This is a genomic window from Streptomyces vietnamensis (assembly GCF_000830005.1).
Taxonomy (GTDB): Bacteria; Actinomycetota; Actinomycetes; order Streptomycetales; family Streptomycetaceae; genus Streptomyces; species Streptomyces vietnamensis.
On sequence record NZ_CP010407.1, the window covers coordinates 6,397,726 to 6,420,055 of the forward strand.

General features: G+C 73.4%; 19 protein-coding genes. 13 read left to right on the top strand and 6 right to left on the bottom strand.

Features of this window, described 5'->3' with window-relative positions:
* Nucleotide 1: 1 nt before the first annotated feature.
* The 4 genes from SVTN_RS28745 to SVTN_RS28760 are packed head-to-tail and all read right to left on the bottom strand — an operon-like array spanning nucleotide 2 to nucleotide 6,562.
* Entirely contained in the window at nucleotides 2–1,177 is a 1,176-nt protein-coding gene (locus tag SVTN_RS28745; protein WP_041131709.1) for a cytochrome P450 family protein, read from the bottom strand.
* Entirely contained in the window at nucleotides 1,174–4,620 is a 3,447-nt protein-coding gene (locus SVTN_RS28750) for a non-ribosomal peptide synthetase (RefSeq protein ID WP_041131710.1), read from the bottom strand. Before SVTN_RS28750 ends, SVTN_RS28745 begins: the two co-directional genes overlap by 4 nt.
* Nucleotides 4,617–6,311 carry a condensation domain-containing protein gene (locus SVTN_RS28755; protein ID WP_052499342.1) on the bottom strand — a complete coding sequence of 565 codons (1,695 nt, stop codon included), beginning with the start codon at nucleotides 6,309–6,311 and terminating at the stop codon, nucleotides 4,617–4,619. Before SVTN_RS28755 ends, SVTN_RS28750 begins: the two co-directional genes overlap by 4 nt.
* A gap of 53 nt (nucleotides 6,312–6,364) precedes the next feature.
* Nucleotides 6,365–6,562 carry a hypothetical protein gene (locus SVTN_RS28760; protein WP_041131711.1) on the bottom strand — a complete coding sequence of 66 codons (198 nt, stop codon included), beginning with the start codon at nucleotides 6,560–6,562 and terminating at the stop codon, nucleotides 6,365–6,367.
* 154 nt (nucleotides 6,563–6,716) lie between these two features.
* Between SVTN_RS28760 and SVTN_RS28765 the strand changes: the two genes are divergently transcribed.
* The 4 genes from SVTN_RS28765 (at nucleotide 6,717) to SVTN_RS28780 (ending at nucleotide 11,139) form a co-directional block, all read left to right on the top strand.
* The gene (locus tag SVTN_RS28765; protein WP_041131712.1) at nucleotides 6,717–7,706 is read left to right on the top strand and encodes a LuxR C-terminal-related transcriptional regulator; all 990 of its coding nucleotides are present in this window, start codon (nucleotides 6,717–6,719) and stop codon (nucleotides 7,704–7,706) included.
* 297 nt (nucleotides 7,707–8,003) lie between these two features.
* Nucleotides 8,004–9,320, top strand: a complete 1,317-nt coding sequence (locus tag SVTN_RS28770; protein ID WP_245727663.1) for a cytochrome P450 — start codon at nucleotides 8,004–8,006, stop codon at nucleotides 9,318–9,320.
* Nucleotides 9,317–10,156 (top strand): thioesterase II family protein, encoded by an 840-nt coding sequence (locus SVTN_RS28775; RefSeq protein ID WP_052499343.1) that lies wholly within the window; start codon nucleotides 9,317–9,319, stop codon nucleotides 10,154–10,156. Before SVTN_RS28770 ends, SVTN_RS28775 begins: the two co-directional genes overlap by 4 nt.
* Nucleotides 10,153–11,139 (top strand): aldo/keto reductase, encoded by a 987-nt coding sequence (locus SVTN_RS28780; RefSeq protein WP_041131713.1) that lies wholly within the window; start codon nucleotides 10,153–10,155, stop codon nucleotides 11,137–11,139. Before SVTN_RS28775 ends, SVTN_RS28780 begins: the two co-directional genes overlap by 4 nt.
* Nucleotides 11,140–11,287: 148 nt before the next feature.
* Here SVTN_RS28780 and SVTN_RS28785 read toward each other — a convergent pair whose 3' ends face one another.
* Both SVTN_RS28785 and SVTN_RS28790 read right to left on the bottom strand, forming a co-directional pair.
* Nucleotides 11,288–11,935 (bottom strand): response regulator, encoded by a 648-nt coding sequence (locus tag SVTN_RS28785; RefSeq protein ID WP_078908540.1) that lies wholly within the window; start codon nucleotides 11,933–11,935, stop codon nucleotides 11,288–11,290.
* Nucleotides 11,920–13,140 carry a sensor histidine kinase gene (locus SVTN_RS28790; RefSeq protein WP_041131714.1) on the bottom strand — a complete coding sequence of 407 codons (1,221 nt, stop codon included), beginning with the start codon at nucleotides 13,138–13,140 and terminating at the stop codon, nucleotides 11,920–11,922. Before SVTN_RS28790 ends, SVTN_RS28785 begins: the two co-directional genes overlap by 16 nt.
* A 111-nt stretch (nucleotides 13,141–13,251) precedes the next feature.
* Between SVTN_RS28790 and SVTN_RS28795 the strand changes: the two genes are divergently transcribed.
* The 9 genes from SVTN_RS28795 to SVTN_RS28835 all read left to right on the top strand — a co-directional run bounded on the left by SVTN_RS28795 (nucleotide 13,252) and on the right by SVTN_RS28835 (nucleotide 22,327).
* Nucleotides 13,252–14,019, top strand: coding sequence for an ABC transporter ATP-binding protein (locus SVTN_RS28795; protein ID WP_041131715.1), 768 nt, complete (start codon nucleotides 13,252–13,254; stop codon nucleotides 14,017–14,019).
* On the top strand, nucleotides 14,019–16,397 hold the full coding sequence (locus tag SVTN_RS28800; protein WP_052499344.1) for an ABC transporter permease: 2,379 nt from the start codon (nucleotides 14,019–14,021) through the stop codon (nucleotides 16,395–16,397). Before SVTN_RS28795 ends, SVTN_RS28800 begins: the two co-directional genes overlap by 1 nt.
* Before the next feature lie 304 nt (nucleotides 16,398–16,701).
* Nucleotides 16,702–17,364: a 4'-phosphopantetheinyl transferase family protein gene (locus SVTN_RS28805; RefSeq protein ID WP_041131716.1), complete on the top strand. Its 663-nt coding sequence runs from the start codon at nucleotides 16,702–16,704 to the stop codon at nucleotides 17,362–17,364.
* Nucleotides 17,365–17,512: 148 nt separating this feature from the next.
* Entirely contained in the window at nucleotides 17,513–17,953 is a 441-nt protein-coding gene (locus SVTN_RS28810) for a hypothetical protein (protein WP_052499736.1), read from the top strand.
* Between the two features lie 78 nt (nucleotides 17,954–18,031).
* Nucleotides 18,032–18,673 (top strand): RNA polymerase sigma factor, encoded by a 642-nt coding sequence (locus tag SVTN_RS28815; protein WP_078908541.1) that lies wholly within the window; start codon nucleotides 18,032–18,034, stop codon nucleotides 18,671–18,673.
* Nucleotides 18,674–18,676: 3 nt separating this feature from the next.
* Nucleotides 18,677–19,420, top strand: coding sequence for a hypothetical protein (locus tag SVTN_RS28820; protein WP_052499345.1), 744 nt, complete (start codon nucleotides 18,677–18,679; stop codon nucleotides 19,418–19,420).
* Nucleotides 19,421–19,580: 160 nt separating this feature from the next.
* A complete protein-coding gene (locus SVTN_RS28825) occupies nucleotides 19,581–20,495 on the top strand; it encodes a dihydrodipicolinate synthase family protein (protein WP_041131717.1) in 915 nt (304 codons plus the stop codon).
* A gap of 79 nt (nucleotides 20,496–20,574) precedes the next feature.
* Complete coding sequence (locus SVTN_RS28830) at nucleotides 20,575–21,579, top strand: proline racemase family protein (RefSeq protein ID WP_041131718.1); 1,005 nt, start codon at nucleotides 20,575–20,577, stop codon at nucleotides 21,577–21,579.
* A gap of 70 nt (nucleotides 21,580–21,649) precedes the next feature.
* Nucleotides 21,650–22,327, top strand: a complete 678-nt coding sequence (locus SVTN_RS28835) for a GntR family transcriptional regulator (RefSeq protein WP_041131719.1) — start codon at nucleotides 21,650–21,652, stop codon at nucleotides 22,325–22,327.
* Nucleotides 22,328–22,330: the final 3 nt, after the last annotated feature.

Below are 22,330 nucleotides of genomic sequence, written 5' to 3' on the forward strand. Positions count from 1 at the left end.
GTCAGGCTTCTCCGCCCAGGTCGACGTACAGGTGGTCGAGGCCGACGTAGCTGAGGTTGGGACCCCACACGGCGGCCTCGTCGGACAGCCGGGCGTGCGGGAACCGCGCGGCGAGCCGGCGCAGCAGGACGGCCGCCTCCGACCGGGCCAGCGGGGCGCCCACGCAGTAGTGCGGCCCGTGACCGAAGACGAGGTTCCGGTCCCCGCCCGCCGGGGCGGCGGCGCCGGTGACCGGACAGGCCGCCGGGGCTTCGGCCTCCGGGACGACCTCGTCCAGCGGCCCCTGACCCGTGAGGCTCACGAGCACCAGGTCCCCCTGGCGCAGCCGCGCCCCCGCGAACTCCTGGTCGTACGCGGCGACCCGGCCGAGATGCCGCAGCGGCGGCCTGCTCACCAGCACCGACTCCACGAGGCCGGTCACCGCACCCGGTTCGTCGCGGACGACGGTGTCCCAGAGGGCCCGGTCGCCGAGCGCGGTCAGGACCGTGGAGCCGAGCAGCGAGGCGGTGGTCTCCAGGCCGCCGAACAGGCACATGGCCCAGGTCGCGGTGGTCCGGGCCCGGTCCTCCGGGGTGTCGGTGGGGAAGCCGTCCAGGGCCCGGGCGCCGACGAGCGCCTCCGACATCTCCACCATGACCCGGTGGGCGGCCTGCGCGTAGTCGCGGCGGTACATGGCGCCGATGAACAGCGACAGGGTCCGCGACCACTCGTGCAGCACCGGCGGGGGCACGTCGATCCCGACGACGTGGGCCATGACCTTGCCGGAGATGCCCTCGGCGACGGTCGGCATGACGTCCTGCGGAGCGGCCCCGGCGGCGAGCGCGGTCAGGCACTCGTCCGTGATCTCCTCGATGCGCGGAACGAGCGACCGCACGTACGAGGCGGAGAACATGCGCTGGACCGGGCGCCGCAGGGCCGTGTGCTCGGGGGCGTCGGCCTGGACGAACCACAGCCGCAGGAACTCGGTGAGCTCCCGGTACTCGGCGCGGGCCGCGTCCGTCATGTAGAGCTGGAAGGAGCGCTCGAAGGTCCCGGAGGCGAAGCCGGGGTGGTTGAGGACCTGCAGGGCCAGGGCCGGGTCGGCCACGACCCAGCAGTCGAGGCCCTCGTCCCACTCCGGCGCCCGCACGCCGTCCGCGAGGGACGGCGGCGGGACCGGTGCCGTGGCAGAGGTCATCGCTCCGCGGCCTTCTCGACGAGCGCGCTCAGCCCGGCGGGCGTGGGCGACAGCAGGAAGTCCCGCAGCCGTACGGTCGCGCCCAGTTCCTGCTTGACCTTGCGCATGAGGCGTACGGCGCCGAGGGAGTTGCCGCCGATCACGAAGAAGTCGGTGTCCTCGGTGACGTCGGTGACGGGCTCGCCCTCGATGACGGCGGCGAACAGTCCGGCGATGCGCTCCAGGTCCACCGCGGGCGGAGCCGGAGCGGCCACAGGCTCCTCGACGGCCGCCACGGGGGTGCCGGCGGACCGCCTGGCGGGCTTGGCCACGGCGACGAGGGCCCGCCGGTCCACCTTGCCGTTGGCGGTCACCGGCAGCCGGTCCACCACGGCCCACAGGGTCGGCACCATGTAGGACGGCAGCGTCTCGGTGAGCAGGTCGCGCAGCGCGACCGCGTCGACGGCCGCGTCCGGGGCGAGGACGACGGCGGCCACGAGGCGCTTGTCGGCGCCGCCGCCGTCGGTCACGACCACCACGGCGTCCTGCACCTCGGGGTGTTCGGTGAGCACGTCGCTGATGGCGCTCAGCTCGATCCGGTAGCCGCGCAGCTTGACCTGGTCGTCGGCGCGGCCGAGGAAGCGGAGACGACCGCTGGTGTCGACCCTGACCAGGTCGCCGGTGCGGTAGAGGCGCTCGGGCACGTCCGGGGACAGGTGCCCGAACACCCGGGCCGTCTCCGCCTCGTCGCCGAGGTATCCGTCGGCCAGGCCGTCACCGCCGGTGTAGAGCTCGCCGACCGCGCCGGGCGGGAGCAGCCGGCGACGGGCGTCGAGGACGTGGACACGGGTGCCGGGCACGGGGCGGCCGATGGGCAGCGGTCCGTCCACGTCCTCGGCGCGCGCCACCGAGTGGGTGGTGGTGAAGGTGGTGTTCTCGGTCGGGCCGTATCCGTTGGTGACGACGATGCCGGGGTGCCGGGCGAGGAGGCGGGCGGTGTGCTCGTGGGGCACCACGTCGCCGCCGGTCAGCAGCTGGCGCAGGCCGCCGAGGGACTCCGGCGCGAACTCCTCGACCAGCCGGAAGAGTCCGGCGGTCAGCCAGGCGACGGTGATCCCGCGCTCCTGGAGGAAGGCGCCCAGCTCGGTCGGCGAGGCGAGGCCGGCCGGGTGCACCTCCAGGACGGCGCCGGTGAGCAGGGCGCCCCACAGCTCGAGGGTGGAGGCGTCGAAGGACAGCGGGGAGAGCCGCAGCATCCGCTCGCCCGCGCCGAGGCGGACGTAACCGGCCTCGTGGACCAGGCGGATGACGGCCCGGTGCGGGACGCACACCCCCTTGGGCTGCCCGGTGGAGCCCGAGGTGAAGGCGACGTACGCCAGGCGTGCCGGGTCGGCGGGCGGGGTGGCCACGGCGTCGGCCGGGCCGGGCCGCCAGTCGGGCTCCCAGGTCGCGACGGCGGGTACGCCGAGGCCGGCGAAGCGTTCGGCGACCGGGCCGGCGACGGGGCCCGTGAGGGCGGCGGTGGGCCGGGCCCGCTCCAGGATCTTGGTGACGTGGCTGTCGGGCAGCGTCGGGTCGATGCCGACGTACGCGGCGCCCGCCCGGGCCACGCCGAGGACGGCGACGGCCTCGGCCACCGAGCGCTCCACGCCCACCAGGACCCGGTCGCCCGGCCGCACGCCGGCGGCGAGCAGCAGGCGGGCCTGTTCGGCGGCGGCCTCGGCGAGTCGACCGTACGTCAGGGTCTGCTCGGCGTCGCGGACGGCGACGGCGTCGGGCGTCCGTGCGGCCACCTCGCGGAAGAGGGCGTCGAGCGACGTGACGGGGAAGTCCCGGCCGCTCGCGTTGATCTCGTCGAGCAGCGCGCGGCCTTCGGCGGAGATGCCGCGGACGTCCTCGAGCCGGGCGTCGGGGGCGTCGGCGAGCTGCCCGACCGCGGCGCGGAAGTCGGCGACGAAGCCCTCCGCCTCCGCCTGGTGCCAGACGCTCGTGGCGTACTCCAGGTGACCGGCGTACGAGGGGTCGGCATGGCCGATGAGCATGGTCAGGTCGAACTGGGAGCCGCCGCCGTGGCCCTCCTCGATGCGGACGCGCAGCGGTCCTGCGGTCAGTTCGCGCGGCACGAGCTGGTCGTGCATGCCGAAGCAGACCTGGACGAGCGGGTGGCAGCCGAGGCTGCGCTCGACGCCGAGGCGGGCGACGAGTTCCTCGAAGGGCAGGTCGCCGGCGTCGATGGCGGCGGCGAGCGAGCGGTGGACCCCGCGCAGGAAGGCGGCGACGTCGAGGTCGTCGTCCACGTCGACGCGTACGGGGACGAGGTTGCCCGCGACGGCGATGAGGCGGCTCAGCTCGGAGCTGCCGCGGCCGAGCAGGGGCACGCCCACCAGGAGGCTGCGGACTCCGGTGCGGCGGGCCAGCGTGAGGCCGAAGGCGCCGAGCAGGAAGGCGTACGGGGTGATGCCGAGGGCGCGGGCCCGGGCGGCGACCCGCTCGGTGACGGCGGGACCGAGGTCGAGGCCGAGGCGGTCGCCGGCGCCGTCCTGGACGGCCGGGCGCTGCCGGTCGGCGGGGAGTTCGAGGACGGACGGCACCCCGTCGAGGCGCTCGCGCCAGAGCGCGGTCTGCTCGTCCCAGGCGCCCCGGGCCCTGGCCTCCTCCTGGTGGCGGCGCAGGGCCGCGAGCGGAGTGCCGAGGTCGCGGGGGACGGCCTGGTCGGCCGCGGCGGTGAGCTCGGTGTACGTCTCCAGGATCTCCCGGAGCAGCTGGCCGACGGCGTGGCCGTCGAGGACCATGTGGTGCGCGGCGAGGACGAGGGCGCTGCGCTCGTCGGAGACGTCGGCGGGGGCCCAGTGGCCGAACCGGTAGGCGGGGGCGGCGGCCAGGTCGAAGGGCTCGCGGCCGAGGTCGGCGCCCTGGCGGCGGACCTCGCTCTCGAAGGCCTCGGCCGGTCCGACGTAGGTGTGCTCGACGAGCTCGGGTACGTAGGCGGGCAGGATCTCCTGGACCACGTCGTCGTCGCTCTCGCGGAAGACGGTCCGCAGTCCCTCGTGGCGGGCGACGGTGGCGGCGACGGCCTTGGCGAGCACGTCGCGGTCGAGCCGGCCGCCGTCGGTGAAGCAGCGGAAGACGAGGTTGTACGGGGAGCCGCCGGCGACCCGCTCGATCAGCCACATGCCGCGCTGGGCGGGGGTGAGCGACTGCTCGGCCGGTCCGTTCCGGTCGTCGGCGCGGGCTTCGGGCCCGGGGGCGGTGACGGGCGTGGCGGCGTCGAGGACCTGGGCGAGCGGGGCGTCGCCGAGCAGCTCCATGAGCGGCACGCGCAGTCCGAGCTCCTCCTGGAGGACGGCGGCGAGGCGCAGGGCGCGCAGCGAGTCGCCGCCGAGGGAGATGAAGCTCTCGTCGCCGAAGGCGTCGGGGCCGTCCGGGAGGTCCAGGATCTCGGCGGCCAGTGAGCGGGCCGTCATCGGGCGGCTCCGCCCTGGGTGCGGGCGGCGGCGAGGAGCGCGGCCCGGTCCCCGGCGGCGGGGGCGGCGGCCGGCTCGGCCGCGGCGGCGATGAGGTCGGCCTGGCCGCCGACGGTGGGCGAGCGGAACAGGTCCATGGTGCGGACCTCGCGGCCGGAGACCTGGCCGAGGCGCTCGACGAGGAGGACGAGGAGCAGCGAGTCGCCGCCGGACTCGAAGAAGCTGACGTCGTCGGCGACGTCGTCGGTGTCCAGGATCTCGCGCCAGATGGAGCGGACGAGTTCGAGGCGCGCGGCCGGGTCGTCCAGGTCGACGGCCGGGGCGGTGGCGGTGGGACGTACGGACTCTTCGAGCACGGGGTTCTCCGGGAAGGTGGCGAGGTCCACGGCGCTGTGCCGCAGAGCGTTGAGGAAGTCCTTGACGTCGCCGGTGTCGAACACGTTGACCGGGTAGTCCAGGGACAGGGCGAGCCGTCGTCCGTCGGGCGTGTCCTCCAGACGGACGAACGCGGCCAGGTCGTACTTGACGAACATCGGGTCGAGCGGACGCAGCCTCCCGGTGATGCCGGGGGTGAGGTCCACGGACCGGGGCGCCTCGTCGAGGTTGACCAGGACCGGCGACAGTGGCGGCCACAGGGCGTTCCGGTCGGGGTTGAGGGCGGCGGACACCGCGTCCAGGGGGACGTCGCTGTCGACGAACGCCTCCATGCCGCTGACGCGTACGTCGCCGAGCAGGTCGTGCCAGGTGTCCTCGGGCCCGACGGTGACCCGGAGCACGACGGTGGTCATGAACATCCCGATCACGTCGGCGGTGTCGGGATCGTCACGCCCCGGCCAGGCGAAGGCGATGAGGAAGTCGCGCTGGGGTCCGGTGCGGGCGAGGGTGGCGGCCAGGAGTGCGACGCCGACCATGAAGGGGGTGCAGCCCTCCTGGGCGGCCACCGCCATGACCCGTGCCGTGGTGTCGGGGTCGAGGGAGGTGGCGAGAGAGGCTCCGAGCAGCGATTCCGCCGACCCGGCGATGGGGGTGCGGGGAAAGGGCAGTCGGACCTCGGCGGGTGCGCCGCGCAGCCGGTCGACGACTTCGGCGACCTGTTCGGCGATCTCCTCCGGAGTGCGCTCGGCGACGACGGAGGCGGGGTGCGGCGGCGTGCTGAGCTGTGGCTCGACCCCGTCGACGGCGGCCCGGTAGAGGGTGCGGATGTCCTCCAGGAGCATGCCGCGGGACACCCCGTCGAAGATGATGTGGTGCACGTTGAGCGCGAGCAGGGTGCGCTCGGCTCCCATGCGGATGATCTCGGCGCGGGCGGGCGCGTCCCGGGCGAGGTCGAAGGGCGCGGCGCTCAGGGCCCGTACCAGGTTGTCGACCTCCTCCTCGGTCCAGCCCTCGGCCTCGGCGTCGAGGAAGCCGGGCTCGGCCGGCGGACCGTCGGTGCGGTACTCGACCTGGCGGCGCTTGACGTCGAGCCGGAAGCGGGCCCGGAGCGAGGGGTGCCGGGAGAGGGACCGCCCGACCGCCGATACGAGGGCCCGGTGGTCCACGGGGCCGGTGAACTCGACGACCGTGGGGACCAGTTGGGTGGGACGCAGCAGCTCGTCCCGGTCCAGGACCCACATGCCTTGCTGCACCCGGGTGGCCGGATACCAGGCGTGATCGGACGGTGACGCACCGTGCGGTGCCGCGGGCAGCACGAAGGGGCCTCCGAAATCTGCGGAAGGGGCGGGCGGGGTGGGTGAGTGGGGGCTCAGCCCCACTGGGAGTCGTCGGCGCCGGCGAGCGTCACGGGGGCGACCGGGGCGGGGGCCGGCGGCGGGGTCGGGCCCCACTGGGAGTCGGCGGCGACGTCGGTGGCCGGGGAGGAGCCGGCGGCGGCCAGGCCCGCGGTGGCCAGAACCGTCAGTGCGAGGGCGGCCAGGAAGCGGACGGAAAAGCGCTGAAGCATCTTTCTACCTTGCTTTCTTACCTTGGTCAGAGCTGATCTGCAGGGTTCAGACGGTGGGTGGTTCCCCGGCCGAAATCTTGCGTTGTCTTTGCGCCCCAGGTCTCGCTGATCGGGGAGGATGATCCTGCAATGCGAGAACCAGCAGGGTGGGAAAATGTGCACGAGAGCGGACATTGGAAACGAAGGAGGCGCAGGTCCGACCGCCGAGATCTGCGCGGACGGCCTTCAGTACTACGCGGACGCGCTGCAGGGCCGGCCCGCATCCGGTGAATGTCCGCGTTGCCTGCTCGACCTGGGACTCGTCCAGCGCGTGCCCGACGGGACACTGGCCCCGATCCCGCCGCGACTGGCGGCCGGCGCCCAGATGGACCACATGGAACGCGCCATCGAGGAGAAGAAGAACGCCCTGGCGGCCATGCGGGCCGCCATCGCCCAGGCGCAGGAGATCTATCTCGACAGTTACGGCAAGGGGGAGTCGCATCTGATCCGCGTGGTCCAGGGGGCCAACGCGATCAGCGCCACCCTCTCGGCCGCGGTGCACGCCTGCCAGGAGGAACTGCTGACGGCCCAGCCCGGCGGCGGCCGCCCCCAGGAGATGCTGGACAAGGCGCTCGCCAGCGATCTGGAGGCGATCGGGCGGGGAGTGTCGCAGCGGACGATCTACCAGCACACGATCCGCTCCCACCAGCCCACGCTCATGTACGTCGAGCACATCGCGCAGGCGGGCGGCGAGGTGCGGACGCTGGACGAGGTCTTCGACCGGCTGATCATCTGCGACCGCAAGGTCGCCTTCATCCCCGATCCCAGCTCGGAGCGGAGCGAGATCGCGCTCGCCGTGGAGCATCCGGGCGTGGTCCGGTACCTGGTCGGCATCTTCGAGCACACCTGGCAGCGGGCGTCGCCGCTGCGCAGCTTCCCCAGCACCCGGCTGCCCCCGCTGCTGACGGACGAGGTGCGCCGGGCGATCCTGCGGCACATGGTCAACGGCCACACGGACGAGGCGATCGCGGCCCGGCTCGGCATGAGCACCCGCAGCGTGGCCAACCACATGCGCTGGGCGGCGGAGCTGTTCGGCAGCCGCAGCCGGGCGCAGCTGGCGTACCTGATCGCCAAGAGCGGGTTCCTGGACGACGTATCGGAGTGACGGGGGGACGTGCCGGACCGGGGGACACGGCTTCACCTTCCCCCGGCCGTCATGTACGTTGTGCCCACAGCACCGTTCCCGCGCGGCCGTCTCCCGGCCGTCGCACCGCGCAGACCGGTTGGTTCCCCGTCGCGCCACGCTGGGCCCCGCCCCGGGTCGTGATCCCGGTGGTCCGTGCCCCGTCCCTTCCCTCGTGCGCCCCGCGCCGTGCCCTTCGTACGGTGCGGGCCCGCACGTCATGGCGCGTTCCCACCGCCCGCCCCGGCGAAAGCCCGCCCGGCGAAAGGAAGACGGGTCTTGACCGTCTACGCCACATCCGCCCCCGACGTACCGCCGCTCACGCCCCCGCCCGGCTGCCCGATGCACGCCGCGGCGACCGGACCGGCCGACGCCTTCGACCTGGTCGACCCGCGCCTCTACAGCGACGGGGACCCGCATCCGCTCTGGCGCCACATGCGCTCGCTCGACACGCTGACCCGCCACGAGGTCGACGACGAACGCTGGTTCTGGAACGTCGTCCGCTTCGACGACTCCGACCGCGTGCTGCGCGACACCGCGACCTTCACCTCCGAACGCGGCACCATGCTCGACCTGCTGGGCCAGGACGACCCGGCCAGCGGGAAGCAGCTCGCGGCCACCGACCCGCCGCGCCACACCGAGATGCAGGGCCGGCTCAAGAAGGCCCTGGCCATCAAGTCGGTCGACAAGCAGCGCGAGATGATCCGCGACCTGGTCGTGCCGCTCATCGAACCGCTCGGCGACGGCGGCACGTTCGACTTCGCCCAGGCCATGCTCGCGATGCCGATGTCGGTCACCGGAACGATGATGGGCCTCCCCACCGCGGACTGGGCCTGGCTCAACCGGCTCACCACCGTGTGCATCGCCGCCGACGACCCCGAGTACCAGGACCCGGGCGGCCGCGAAGCCACCCTGAAGGCGGCCCACCGCGACCTGTTCGCCTACTTCCAGGACCTCGTCCGCTTCCGCCGCAACAACCTGGGCGACGACCTGCTCAGCGTGCTGATCTCCACCGAGTTCGAGGGCCGGCACATGGCGTCCGACGAGATCGTCGCCAACTGCTACAGCCTGCTGCTCGGCGCGAACGTCACCACCCCGCACGCGCCGAACTTCGTCATGGCCGAGTTCATCGATTCGGGCGTGCTCCAGGACTGGGCCGCCCACCCCGAGCTGGACGCCACCGCCCTGGAGGAGTCGCTGCGCTGGGCCTCCCCGGTCAACCACTTCCTGCGGTACGCCACCCGCGACGTGGAGATCCGCAACACCCGGATCAAGGCCGGGGACGCGGTCGTGGTCTGGCTGGGCTCCGCCAACCGCGACGACCGGGTCTTCACGCGCGGCAGCGAGTTCGACATCCGGCGCAAGCCGAACAAGCACCTCGCGTTCGGCATCGGACCGCACTACTGCATCGGCCACAGCGTCGCCCGGGTCAGCCTCAAGACCCTCTTCCACGAGCTGTTCACCCGCTTCGAGGACTTCCGTCCGGCCGGCCGTCCCGAGCGGCTGCGGTCCAGCTTCGTCTCCGGCTACAAGCACATCCCCATCGCCGCCCGCCCCGCGCGCGGCGGCAACGGGCGGGCGAGGACGACGGCATGACGGCCCCGGTCAGGCCCCGCAGGACCACGACCCCGGCCCCGCCGACCGGGACGCGGTGGCTGCGCCGGTTCCACACCGCGCCCGCCGACGCCCCGCGCCTCCTCGTCTTCCCCCACGCGGGCGGCAACGCCTCGTACTTCTTTCCGCTCTCGGCCGCACTCGCGGACCACGCCGACGTGCTCGTGGTGCAGTACCCGGGCCGCCAGGAGCGGTTCGGCGAGCCGTGCGTGGAGTCGCTGCACGAGCTGGCCGACCTGGTGGCCGCCGAGCTGATCCGTACTCAGGACTCCTACCTGGACCGGCCGTTCGGCATCTTCGGGCACAGCATGGGCGCCTCCCTCGCCTTCGAGGTGGCCTGCCGGCTCCGCGACGCCGGTCTCCCGCCCGCGGCCCTCACGGTCTCCGGCCGGCGCGCGCCGTCGATCCCCGCGCCGGGCGCGGTGCACCTGGCCGACGACGAGCTGCTCATCGCGGACATGAAGCTCCTCGGCGGCACGGACGAGCAGATGCTCGACCACCCGGAGCTCCTCGCCGCGATCCTGCCCGCCGTCCGCAGCGACTACGTGGCGACCGAGACGTACCGCTTCCGCGGTGCCACGCCACTGGACTGCCCCGTCACAGCCCTGATCGGCGACATCGACCCCCGGGTCGACGAGCCGCAGGCGCTGGCCTGGCGCACCCACACCACCGGCGCCTACCGCCTGCGCGTCTACGCGGGCGGCCACTTCTACCTCCGGCCCCATCTGGACGCCGTCGCGTCCGAACTGCGCGCCGACCTGCCGGCCACCGGGACGGACACCCCGGACCACACCCCCATCCGAAAGGACCCGTCATGAAGTACCGCGTCATCGGAAGCTCCCCCGAGACCCGCCGCGAGGTCAGCGTACTGAGCCTCGGCACCATGACCTTCGGCACGATCGTCGACGAGGCCACCTCCTTCGCGATCCTCGACCGGTTCGCCGAGGCCGGCGGCACGTTCATCGACACCTCCAACAACTACGCGTTCTGGGTGAACGGCACCCAGGGCGGCGAGAGCGAGGAGCTGGTCGGCCGCTGGCTGAAGAGCCGCGGCGTCGGCGACGAGTTCACCATCGCCACCAAGCTCGGCGCCCGCCCCAACCAGCCCACCACGGGCTTCAGCCTGGACGTGGAGGGCCTGTCCGCCAAGGTCATCCGCGAGTCCTCGGAGCGCAGCCGCGAACGCCTCGGCATCGAGAAGATCCACCTGCTGTACGCGCACATCATGGACGAGAACACCCCGCTGGAGGAGACCGTCCAGGGCTTCGCCGACGTGGTCGCCGACGGTGTGGCCGGCCTTCTCGGCGCGAGCAACCACTGGTCCTGGCGCATCGAGCGCGCCCGCACCCTCGCCGCGGCGGCGGGCGTGCCCGGCTACGAGGTGCTCCAGCACCACCACAGCTACCTGCGCCAGCGCACCGACATCCCGAGCCTGCGCTCGCCCGACGGCAACCAGGGCCTGGTCAGCGGCGACCTGCTCAGCTACCTGCGCGCCAACCCGGAGCTCACGCAGGTCTCGTACTCGCCGCTGATCTCGGGCGCGTACGTACGGGACGACAAGCCGCTCGGCCCCGGCTTCGAGCACGCCGGCACCGAGCCGCGCCTGAAGGCGGTCCGCGAGGTGGCGGCGGAGACCGGCGCCACCGTCAACCAGGTGGTGCTCTCCTGGCTGATGGGCGGCGACATCCCGGTCCTCCCCCTCGTCGGTGCCTCCTCGGTGGCCCAGCTGGAGGAGAACCTGGGCGCGGTCGAGCTCGAACTGACCCCGGAGCAGCGGGCGAAGCTCGACTCCGTGAACTGACGCTCCGGCGCCCCGCGGCCGGTCACCGCGCCACCCCCGAGGCGGAGTGACCGGCCTTTCCTGGCAGGAACAGACGGCACCGCCTGTTCAGGCGGTGCCGTCTTCCGCGGGATCGGTTTCTTTTCCCCCGGATATCCGGTTCTTCTCGTTACGCCCTGAGGAATGCGAGCACCGCCAGAACGCGTCGATGGCCGTCGGTGTCCACCGGCAGGTCCAGTTTATTGAAGATATTGCCGATGTGTTTGTTGACAGCCGCCTCACTGATGAACAATTGGGACGCCAGATTGGCGTTGGAATGTCCCTGCGCCATCAGACTCAGGACCTCCTTCTCCCGGCCGCTGAGCCGCTCCAGGGGGTCCTGGCGCAGCCGTACCAGCTGGTGGATCACCTCGGGGTCGACGACCGCGCCGCCCGCGGCGACCCGGTCGACCGCGGCCATGAAGTCGGCCACCGCCCCGATGCGTTCCTTCAGGAGGTATCCCACCCCGGCGCCGCCGCAGGAGTCGAGCAGCCGCATCGCGTACGAGCGCTCGACGTATTGGCTGAGCACCAGGACCGGGAGTCCCTTGTGGACCTCACGCAGGTCCACCGCGGCCCGCAACCCGTCGTCGCCGTTGGACGGCGGCATCCGCACATCCGTGACGACCAGGTCCGGCGGGTCCTTCCGGACGGCCTCGACGAGGGCGTCCGCGTCGCCGACCGCGGCGACGGTCTCGTGGCCGAACCGCTGCAGCAGGCCCACCAGGCCCTCGCGCAGCAGAACGGCGTCCTCGGCGACGATCACGCGAAGTGGCACGGGACCTCCACATGCAGCAGGGTGGGACCGCCCGCCGGACTCGACACCCGCATCCGGCCGCCGAGGGCCTTGAGCCGGTCGGCGAGCCCGGTCAGACCACTGCCGGCCTCCGGGTCGACGCCGCCCTTCCCGTCGTCCGAGATGTCGAGGACCAGCAGGTCGGAGTGGTAGCGGCCGCGGACCGCGGCATGCGCGGCGCCGCTGTGCCGGGCGATGTTCGTCATGGCCTCGTTGATCACGTAGTACATGGTGGTCTCCAGTTGCCTCGGCAGCCGGCCCGGGAGCTGGAGGTCCACCGTCACCGGTATCGGGAACCGGCTCGCGTAGTCCTGGATCGCGGCGACCAGACCGTGATCCGCGAGCACCGGCGGATTGAGCCCCCGGATCAGGCTCCGCAGCTCCTTGTGCGCGGTGGCGAGCTGCCCCTCCGCCTCGGTGAGCCGCTCGGCGAGCGGGGAACCCTCCGGGACGTCGAGACGCATCAGGCCCAGGGTCATGCCCAGCGACACCAGCCGCTGCTGCGCCCCGTCGTGCAGGTCCCGCTCGATCCGCACCCGCTCCGCGTCGAAGGAGTCGAGCAGCCGCACCTGCGAGGCCCGCACCTCCTTCAGCTCCTCGCCCAGCTCCTCGTCGCGCGGGGCCAGGAACGTCCGGGCCAGCGCGGCCCGCGCCCCCGCCCACGAGGTCACCGTGTACGGCGAGGCCAGCAGGACCACCGCGCCGAACACCGCCCACGGCCAGGTGTCCCCGTCCGCCGCCTCGAAGGTCAGCACCGGCACGCCGAACGAGAAGCAGAGCACCAGCAGGTCCAGCCACCACAGCGCCGCCGCCGAGACCAGCGTGAACATCAGCTCCCGCCAGGTCACCTGCTCCTTCAGCCGCGTCGCGACCCAGCTCCGCAGCCCCGGCGCCTCCGGCTCCCGGTGCGGGTTCGGCAGGCTGTCCAGGTCCACCAGACGCAGCCGGTACCGCTCGACCGTCGCCACCGCCATCGAGGACAGCACCACGCCGGCCAACGGCGCCACCCCGACGAGGACGACCAGCAGCACGAGCCCCGCCACCAGGCCGGTGGCGAACACCAGCACGGCGGCGGCGCCGACCACGACCCCGCCGGCCAGATAGGCCAGCGAGCGCCAGGGCCAGCTGGAGGTGAGGAAGCTCAGCGGCCGCTGAGCCATCGCCTGCCAGGCCGTTTTCGGATGCATGGCCGCAACGCTATCCCGGACTTTCGTCTCCTCCAGGTAGAGCCAGCTCTACTTGAGGAGTAGAGCGCGGATCAGTGCGGCTCCGGGGGCCTTCCCGGTGGAATCGATGCCATGACGACCACCAGGCACGCCCCCGCACAGGATGCGGTCGAGCTCTTCACCGTACGAAAGGTCCACGGCGCCGGCGACCGCTCCGTCACCGCCCTGGACGGAGTCTCCATCGGCTTTCCCCGCGGCACCTTCACCGCGATCATGGGTCCGTCGGGTTCCGGGAAATCCACCCTGTTGCAGTGCGCGGCCGGCCTGGACCGTCCCACGGACGGCCGGATCATGCTCGCCGGCGTCGACATCGGGCAGCAGACCGAGAAGGAGCGCACCAAGCTCCGCCGCGACCACATCGGCTTCGTCTTCCAGGCCTTCAACCTGGTGGAGTCGCTGACGGCCGCTCAGAACGTGGAGCTGCCCTCCCGCTTCGCCGGCCGCCGGGTCAGCCGCGAGCAGGTCGCCGCCGCCCTCGCCGCCGTCGGCCTCGCCGAGCGCGCCGGACACCGGCCCAGCCGGCTCTCCGGCGGCCAGCAGCAGCGCGTCGCCCTCGCCCGGGCCCTCGTCACCCGCCCCGACGTGCTCTTCGCGGACGAGCCCACCGGCGCCCTCGACACCGTCACCTCGCGCGAGGTGCTCCGGATGATGCGCATGCTCGTCGACCAGGAGGGACAGACCACCCTCATGGTCACCCACGACCCGGCGGCCGCCGCCGTCGCCGACGTCGTCGTCTTCCTCAAGGACGGCCGCATCGCGGACCGCGTCACCCTGACCCGGGACCCCGACGGCCGGAACGCCGCCTCCATCGCAGCCCGCATGGCCCGGCTGGAGGCGTGATGCTGATCCTTGCGAACATCCGTGAGCGCTGGGCCGGATTCCTCGGCGCGTTCGTCGCCGTGACGGTCGGCGTCGGACTGATCACCACCACCCTCGTCATCTACGACTCCTCCCGCCTCGACGTCCAGCCCCGCTACGCCGGCACCGCCGCCCTCGCCCTGCCGAACCAGGCCCCCGACCAGGACGGCAGCCCCGAGGACCGGATGCCGTGGAGCCGCGCCGAGGCCGCACCGCTCGTCGAGAAGCTGGCAGCGGTGCCCGGCGTCGCCGCGGCCGTCGTCGACCGCACCTTCTACGCCCAGGCGTTCCGCGGCGACCGGCCCGTCACCGACGAGGGCGCCGTCGACGCCGGCCACGGCTTCGCCAGCACCCGGCTCGCCCCGTACAAGCTCGTCACGGGCCGCGCCCCGACCGCCGACGACGAGGTAGTCGTCGACCGCGCCCTCGGCGTCCCCGTCGGCTCCGACCTCACCGTCAACATCACCGCCGGCCGTACCCCGTTCAAGGTCGTCGGCACGGTCGACGGACCCGGCTACTACTTCAGCGACGCCTTCGCCGCACGCCAGGAACCCGGCGTCGGCGTCATCGGCCTCGTCCCCGAGCCCGGCACCTCCGCCGGGAACCTCGCGCAGCAGGCCCGCAGCGCCGTCGGCGCCGCCGGCACCGTCGTCTCCGGCGACGACCGGGCCGAACTCCAGCCCCGGTACATCGAGCACAAGCGGTTCCTCGGCACCCAGCTCATCGGCGCCATGGCCATCCTCGGCCTGTTCACCACCGTCTTCGTCGTCGCCTCCATGCTCGTCCTCTCCACCGGCATGCGCCGCCGCGAGATCGGCCTGCTGCGCACCATCGGCGCAGCCCCCCGCCAGATCCGCCGGATGGTCCTCGGCGAGGCCGCCGCCGTCGGCCTCCTCGGCTCCCTCGCCGGCTGTCTCGCCGGCGTCGCGGCGGCCCCGCTGCTGCGGAACGTCCTCGACGGCCTGGACGTCACCCCGCCCGGCCTGGAGATCACCGTCTCCGCCTGGCCCCTGTTCACCGCCGCCGCCATCGGCATCGGCGTCAGCGTCCTCGGCGCCTGGTCCGCCGGCCGGCTCGCCGCCAAGGTCACCCCCATCGAGGCACTGCTCGACAGCCGCTCCGCCAACAAGACCATGGGCCGCGCCCGTTGGATCAGCGGCCTCGCCGTCCTCGGCCTCGGCGCCGCCCTCGCCATCGGCACCGCCACCGCGGCCGCCGACGACCGCGTCAACACGGCCGTCTTCGCGACCATGGTGCTCATCGTGGCCGCCGCGCTCCTCGCCCCCGTCTTCGTCGGCCCCGCCGGCCGGGCCCTCACCGCCCCCTTCCAGCGGTCCGGATCGGCCGGCCCGCTGCTCGTCCGCGCCGAACTCGGCGCCGACTCCCGCCGCGCCGCCTCCCTCGCCGCTCCCGTCATCGCCGCCGTCGGTTTCGCCGTCCTGCTCAGCGGCATGGTCGAGACCATGCGCGTCGCCTACCCGGCCGGCGAGGCCCTCAAGGTCCAGGGCCAGCTGATCGTCACGCCGGACGGAACCCCCGGCAACACCGACGAGGTCGCCGCCGCCAACCCCGTCGGCAAGGCCGCCCTGCCCACCCGGGCCTTCGTCGGCGAACCCGGCAAGCAGACCGTCATCGACGTCCTCGGCTCCCGCGACGCCCGCTGGAGCAAGCCCGGCCGGGCCGTGCTCGGCGAGCGGACCGCCAAGACCCTGAACCTCAAGGCCGGCCAGGAGGCCACCGTGCGCTTCGCCGACGGGGAGAGCGTCCGCCTGCGCGTCGCCCAGGTCCTCCCGGACGACCCCGCCCGCGGCGACTTCGTCGTCTCCCGCGACCTGGTCCGCAGCCACGACCCGGCCGCCCTCACCGACGACATCTTCGTCCCTCGGGCCAACCGTCCCACCGAGCTCGTGCCCGGCACCGCCCTCCACGACGCCCTCCAGTACGCCCTGGACGACTACAACACCGACGCCGAGCTCACCGACAGCCTCGCCGCCATGCTCATCGTCATCGCCGTCGGCTACAGCGGCATCGCCGTCGCCAACAGCATGGCCATGACCGCCCACGGCCGGCGCCGCGACTTCGCGGTGATGAAGTCCGCCGGCGGCACCGTCCGCCAGCTGCTCCTCTTCTCCGTCGGCGAGACCTCCCTCGTCGTGGCCGTCGGCGCCGCCCTCGGCGTCCTCGTCACCCTCCCGCCGCTCGCCGGAATGGCCTCGGGCCTCTCCCAGGCCACCTCCACCGACGTCGGACTGCACCTCGACGGCGGCACCGTGACCGGAGCGATCATCGGCTCCCTGCTCCTCGCCGTCACCGCCAGCGCCGCCGTCACCTGGCGCACCATGAGCCGGGAGGCCTCATAAGCCCCCTTCGACGGACGGCGGCCCCGGGACCCCCCCGCCCGGGCCGCCGTCCTTCCCGTCCCGCCCCCGGTGCCGGCTCGTGTGCGCCCCGCACGCGGGCGGCACCGCTTTCGCGTACCGGGGCCGGCCCGCCGGACTGCCCGGCGACACCGAGGCGTACGCCGTGCAGGACCCCGGCCGTCAGGACCGGCCCGGGGAACCCGCGAGGAGGACGGCCGCTTCTCCGTCGTCCGACGGCCCATCGCCGCCGTGACCCGCTAGGGTCTGTTCGACGACCCGTCCGACGACCCGCGCCGGAGGCCCCGTGATCGAGGAACTGCTCCCGTCGGGCGCCGAGGCCAGGGAGGTCTTCGGCGATCCGCCCGACGCCGTCCTGTACGAGGAGGAGCGGGCGCTCGTGGCGACGAGCGTGGAGAAGCGCCGCACGGAGTTCGCGACCACCCGCTTCTGCGCCCGTGCCGCACTCGCCGCCCTGGGCGTGCCGCCCGCCCCCATCCTGCGGGGCGAGCGCGGCGCGCCCCGCTGGCCGTCCGGGACCACCGGCAGCATGACGCACTGCGAGGGCTACCGCGCGGCGGCCGTCGCCCGCACGGACCGTGTGCTCTCCCTCGGCATCGACGCCGAACCCCATCTGCCGCTCCCGGACCCCGCCGTCCGCGACCTGGTCACGCTCCCGGAGGAACGCCGCGGCCTCGCCCGCCTGGCGGCCGCGCGCCCGGAGGTGTGCTGGGACCGGCTGCTGTTCAGCGCGAAGGAGAGCGTCTACAAGACGTGGTTCCCGCTCACCGGCCGCTGGCTGGACTTCCATGAGGCCCTGGTCACCCTCGACCCGGACACCGGCACCTTCCACGCCCGCCTCCTGGTCCCGGGCCCCACCGTCGACGGCACCCCCCTCACCGGCTTCACGGGCCGCTGGAGGGCCCACCGGAACCTCCTCCTCACGGCGGTGGCGGTCCCCGCTCCCTGAAGGGCCCGCCGGCTGTGACCAGGGTCACGCGGAGGCTCCGTGATGTTTCGGGGGGCGGATCCGCTGGGTCGGTCGGCGGATTCCGCCACTCCGATGGGAAGGGTGGTCATCAGTGGACTGCGAGAGCCTGACGTTGTGCGCGGCCGGCATGGAGGACTGTGCCGCGGAGTTCGTGGAGCGGGTGGGGACGAGAGCGCGGCTGCCGTTGGACTACACCGTGGGGAGCCTGCGGGTGGTCGACAGGCTCATCGACGGCTTGCGGCAGGGCGGTGCCGGGCGGGAGGACGTGGCCGGGACGCTGCTCGGGCTCGGGGCCTACGTGGGGGAGGTGTTGGTGCGGGAGGCCGGGGCCGTGTGGGTGGACCTGCCGTCCGGGCATCTGCTGCGGCCCGTGTTCGGGCACCCCGTCGCGGTGCGGATGCCGGACGGGCGGGTGTGGAATCCGCTGGGCCGGACCGTGAACCGTTTCGAGATCGGACCGAACGAGTCCCTGCACACGTACTTCCTCACCCTGCACGGGCGGCGCTCCGCCCGGGCGCGCCGTGTCCCGTCCCGCATCCCCGACAGGGTGTCGGGAAAGGCCTGTTGACGGTCTGACAGGATGTACGTCCTCCGGTTGTTCGGTGAGGGTCGGAGTTCGTGGGTGTACGGGGCGTGAAGAGGTCGGGTGGGCGAGGGAACGGGGCAGGCGCCCGCCACAGCACACGGCCCGGACGCGGAGGCGGCGCCCGGTCCCGGACGTGACGCCCCGTTCGGTCCCGAGCGTGACGCCCGGCTCTCCGCGGCCGTCGAGCGGGCCCGGCACGGCGACGAGGGGGCGTTCGCGGAGGCCTATCGGCTCGTTCACCCCGGCCTCCTCGGCTATCTGCGGGGCATCGTCGGCGACGACGCCGAGGACGTCGCCTCCGACGCGTGGCTGGAGATCGCCCGGGACCTCGGCCGGTTCCGCGGGGACGGCGCCGGCTTCCGCGGCTGGACCGCGACCATCGCCCGCCACCGGGCCCTCGACCATCTGCGGCGCGTGCGGGCGCGGCCCCGTCCCACCCGGTTCGACCAGGACCTGTCCGAGCTCCCGGCCGCCGGGGACGCGGCCGGCGAGGCGCTGGACGCGCTGTCGACCGAGCGGGCGCTCGCCCTCATCGCGGGTCTCCCGCAGGACCAGGCCGAGGCCGTGCTGCTCCGCGTCGTCGTCGGTCTCGACGGGCCTTCGGCCGCCCGGGTATTGGGCAAGCGTCCCGGTGCGGTACGGTCCGCGGCACATAGGGGATTGAGGCGACTTGCGGAACAACTCAAGGGGAGAGGGAGGTGACGGATGCCTGATGAGCTGCGGGACGGAGAGCTCGGGAAGTTGCTGCGGGCCGCTCTGAGCGGTGAGCGGGGTGGGCAGGGGGCCGGGAGCGACGCCGTCGCCCGGGGCGAGGGGGACGCTCTCGCCGCCTTCCGGGCCGCTCGTGACGCGGGGCTCCATGCGGCGACGCCCGCCCGGGACCTCGACGACTGGACCCCGGTCGTCGAGCGGCGCCACCCCCGGCGTTCCCTCAAGGCGCTCGTGGCCGCGCTGGTCGCGAGCGTGACGCTCGGCGGCGTGGCCGTCGCCACCGGCGATCTCCCCGAGCACTTCCTCGGCACCTCCTCCCCGACCCCCGAACCCCGGCCCACCCGCTCCGTGCCCGATCCGGCTCCCGCGCCCACGGGGACGGACGCGACGGCCGGCGGGAAGGCCGGTGCCTCTCGATCCGTACCGCCGGGCACGACCGCCCCCCTGCGTCCGGAGAAGGACCCCCCGGAGTTCCCCGGCAAGAGCCGCGACGCCCTCTGTCACGCCTTCGGGAAGGGGGACGGGGAGAGCGGGCGGAAGGCGCCGAAGTCCGCTGCCTGGCAGCGGCTCGTGGCCGCGGCCGGGGGCGAGGAGCACGTCCCCGAGTACTGCCGGAACGAGCCTCACCCCGCCCGTACGCCGTCCGCCGGGCCCCACCCGAACGAGGGCGGCGGCCGGGGCGCGCCCTGGGACCGTCCCGGCCGGGGGCCGGAGCGGTCGCGCACCGACCGGCCCTGACGGCCCCGCGCCGGAGAGGTCACGCATCGACCGGCCCTGACGGTCCGCCGAGGGGGCGTTCCGTCCCGGCTGATCGGTCGTCAGAACTGAGCCCGTACCGGACCCTTGTGGACCCCGTCCCCATCAATAAAATGTCACACACCACACAAGGGAGTCCTTCATGGTCCACGCGCAAGTCCCCGTGCACCGCGCCCACCCCTGGCACGGGATCATGGTCGCCACCGCCCTCCCCTTCCGCGAGGACGGCTCCGTCGACCACGACGCCTACGCGCGGCACGTGGCCCGGCTGATCGCCGACGGCTGCGACGGCGTCGTCCCGAACGGCTCCCTCGGCGAGTACCAGACCCTCACCGACACGGAGCGCGCCCAGGTCGTCCGTACCGCCGTCGAAGCCGCCGGGGACGGGGCCAGGGTCATGCCGGGCGTCTCCGCGTACGGCAGCGCCGAGGCCCGCCGCTGGGCCGAACAGGCCGCCGAGGCCGGCGCCGGCTCCGTCCTCCTCCTGCCGCCCAACGCCTACCGGGCCGACGAGCGTTCCGTACGCGCCCACTACGCCGAGGTCGCCGAGGCCGGGCTGCCCGTCGTCGCCTACAACAACCCGTACGACACCAAGGTCGACCTCACGCCCGCGCTCCTCGCCCGCCTCCACGCCGACGGCAGCATCGTCGCCGTCAAGGAGTTCAGCGGCGACGTCCGCCGCGCCTACGAGCTCGCCGAACTCGCCCCCGGCCTCGACCTGCTCGTCGGCGCCGACGACGTCCTCCTCGAACTCGCCCTCGCCGGCGCCGTCGGCTGGATCGCCGGCTTCCCCAACGCCCTCCCGCGCGCCTGCGCCACCCTCTACCGCGCCGCCGTCGCAGGCGACCTCGCCCTCGCGCTGCCGCTGTACCGCTCGCTGCACCCGCTCTTCCGCTGGGACTCCAGGACCGAGTTCGTGCAGGCGATCAAGCTCTCCATGGACCTCGCCGGCCACACCGGCGGCGCCACCCGGCCGCCCCGCCTCCCGCTGACGCCCGAACAGGAGGCCGTCGTGCGCGCCGCCACGGAGAAGGTCCTCGCCGAGGGCCACGCGTAGCCGAGCCCCCTCACCACCGGAAGGTCCTCGCCGAGGCCACGCGTCGAGCCCGTCATCCACCCATCAGAAGGGGGACCCCATGCGCACCCGCCACGTCTACCACGCGGTGGACTCCCACACCGAAGGCATGCCCACCCGCGTCATCACCGGCGGCTTCGGGATCATCCCCGGCGCCACCATGGCCGAGAGACGACTCCACTTCGCCGAGCACCTCGACCACGTCCGCACCCTCCTCATGTACGAGCCGCGCGGCCACGCGGCGATGAGCGGCGCGATCCTCCAGCCGCCCACCCGCCCCGACGCCGACTACGGCGTCCTCTACATCGAGGTGTCCGGCCTCCTTCCGATGTGCGGCCACGGCACCATCGGCGTCGCCACCGTCCTCGTCGAGACGGGCATGGTGCCGGTCGTCGAACCGGTCACCACCGTCCGCCTCGACACCCCCGCCGGGCTGGTCAGCGTCGACGTCCGCGTCGAGGACGGCCGGGCCCGCTCCGTCACCCTCACCAACGTCCCCGCCTTCTCCGTCGGGCTCGACCTCAAGGTCGACGTCCCCGGGTACGGCACGGTCACCTACGACCTCGCGTACGGCGGCAACTTCTACGCCTTCGTCGACCTCGACGCCCTGGGCCTGCCGTTCGACCGCGCCCACAAGCAGGAACTGCTCGCCGCCGGGCTCGCGGTCATGGACGCCGTCAACGCCGGACCCGACCGGCCCGTCCACCCCGAGAACCCGGCCTTCGCCGGGGTCAAGCACGTCTATCTGACCGCCCCCGGCTCCGACGCGACCCGCTCGCGCCACGCCATGGCCATCCACCCCGGCTGGTTCGACCGCTCCCCGTGCGGCACGGGCACCAGCGCCCGCATGGCCCAGCTGCACGCCCGCGGACTGCTCGCCCCGGGCACCGACTTCGTCAACGAGTCCTTCATCGGCACCGAGTTCACCGGGCGCATCGTCGACGAGACGACCGTGGGCGGGCTCCCCGCCGTCGTCCCGACCGTCACCGGCCGCGCCTGGATCACCGGCACGGCCCAGTACTTCCTCGACCCCGACGACCCGTTCCCCGCCGGATTCCTGCTCTGAGACGACGGCGACGGGCCGGAGAAACGTGACATTGTACGATGCTCCCCCGTGACTTCTCGGAGGACGCACGATGGGTGACCTGAAACAGTACGGCCTCGTCAGGGCGCAGGAACGGCTCCGCGACCAGGTCGGCCACGCCCTTCGCGCCGCCCTGATCGCCGGCGAACTGCGCCCCGGCCAGGTCTACTCGGCCCCCGGCCTCGCCGCCGACCTCGGAGTCTCCGCGACCCCGGTCCGCGAGGCCATGCTCGACCTGGCCAGGGAGGGCCTGGTCGAGCCCGTCCGCAACAAGGGCTTCCGCATCACCGAGGTCAGCGAGCGGGACCTCGACCAGTACACCGAGCTCCGCACCCTCATCGAGGTCCCCACCATCGGCCGGGTCACCCGCAGGGCCACCCGGGAGCAGCTGGAGGAGCTGCGCCCGGTCGCCGAGGAGATCGTCTCGCGCGCCCGCGAGCACGACCTCATCGGCTATCTGGAGGCGGACCGCCGCTTCCACCTCGCGCTGCTCGCCCTCTCCGGGAACGAGCGGCTCGTCGAGACCGTGGGAGACCTGCGCAAGCGCTCCCGGCTGTACGGCCTGACCGGCCTCGACGAGGCCGGCAAGCTGGTCTCCTCCGCCGAGGAGCACGTCGAACTCCTCGACCTGATGATCGCCGGGGACGCGCCCGCGGCCGAGGCGTGCATGGAGCGCCATCTCGGCCATGTCCGGTCCCTGTGGGCCGACTCGGATACCGGGGACGAGTAGGCC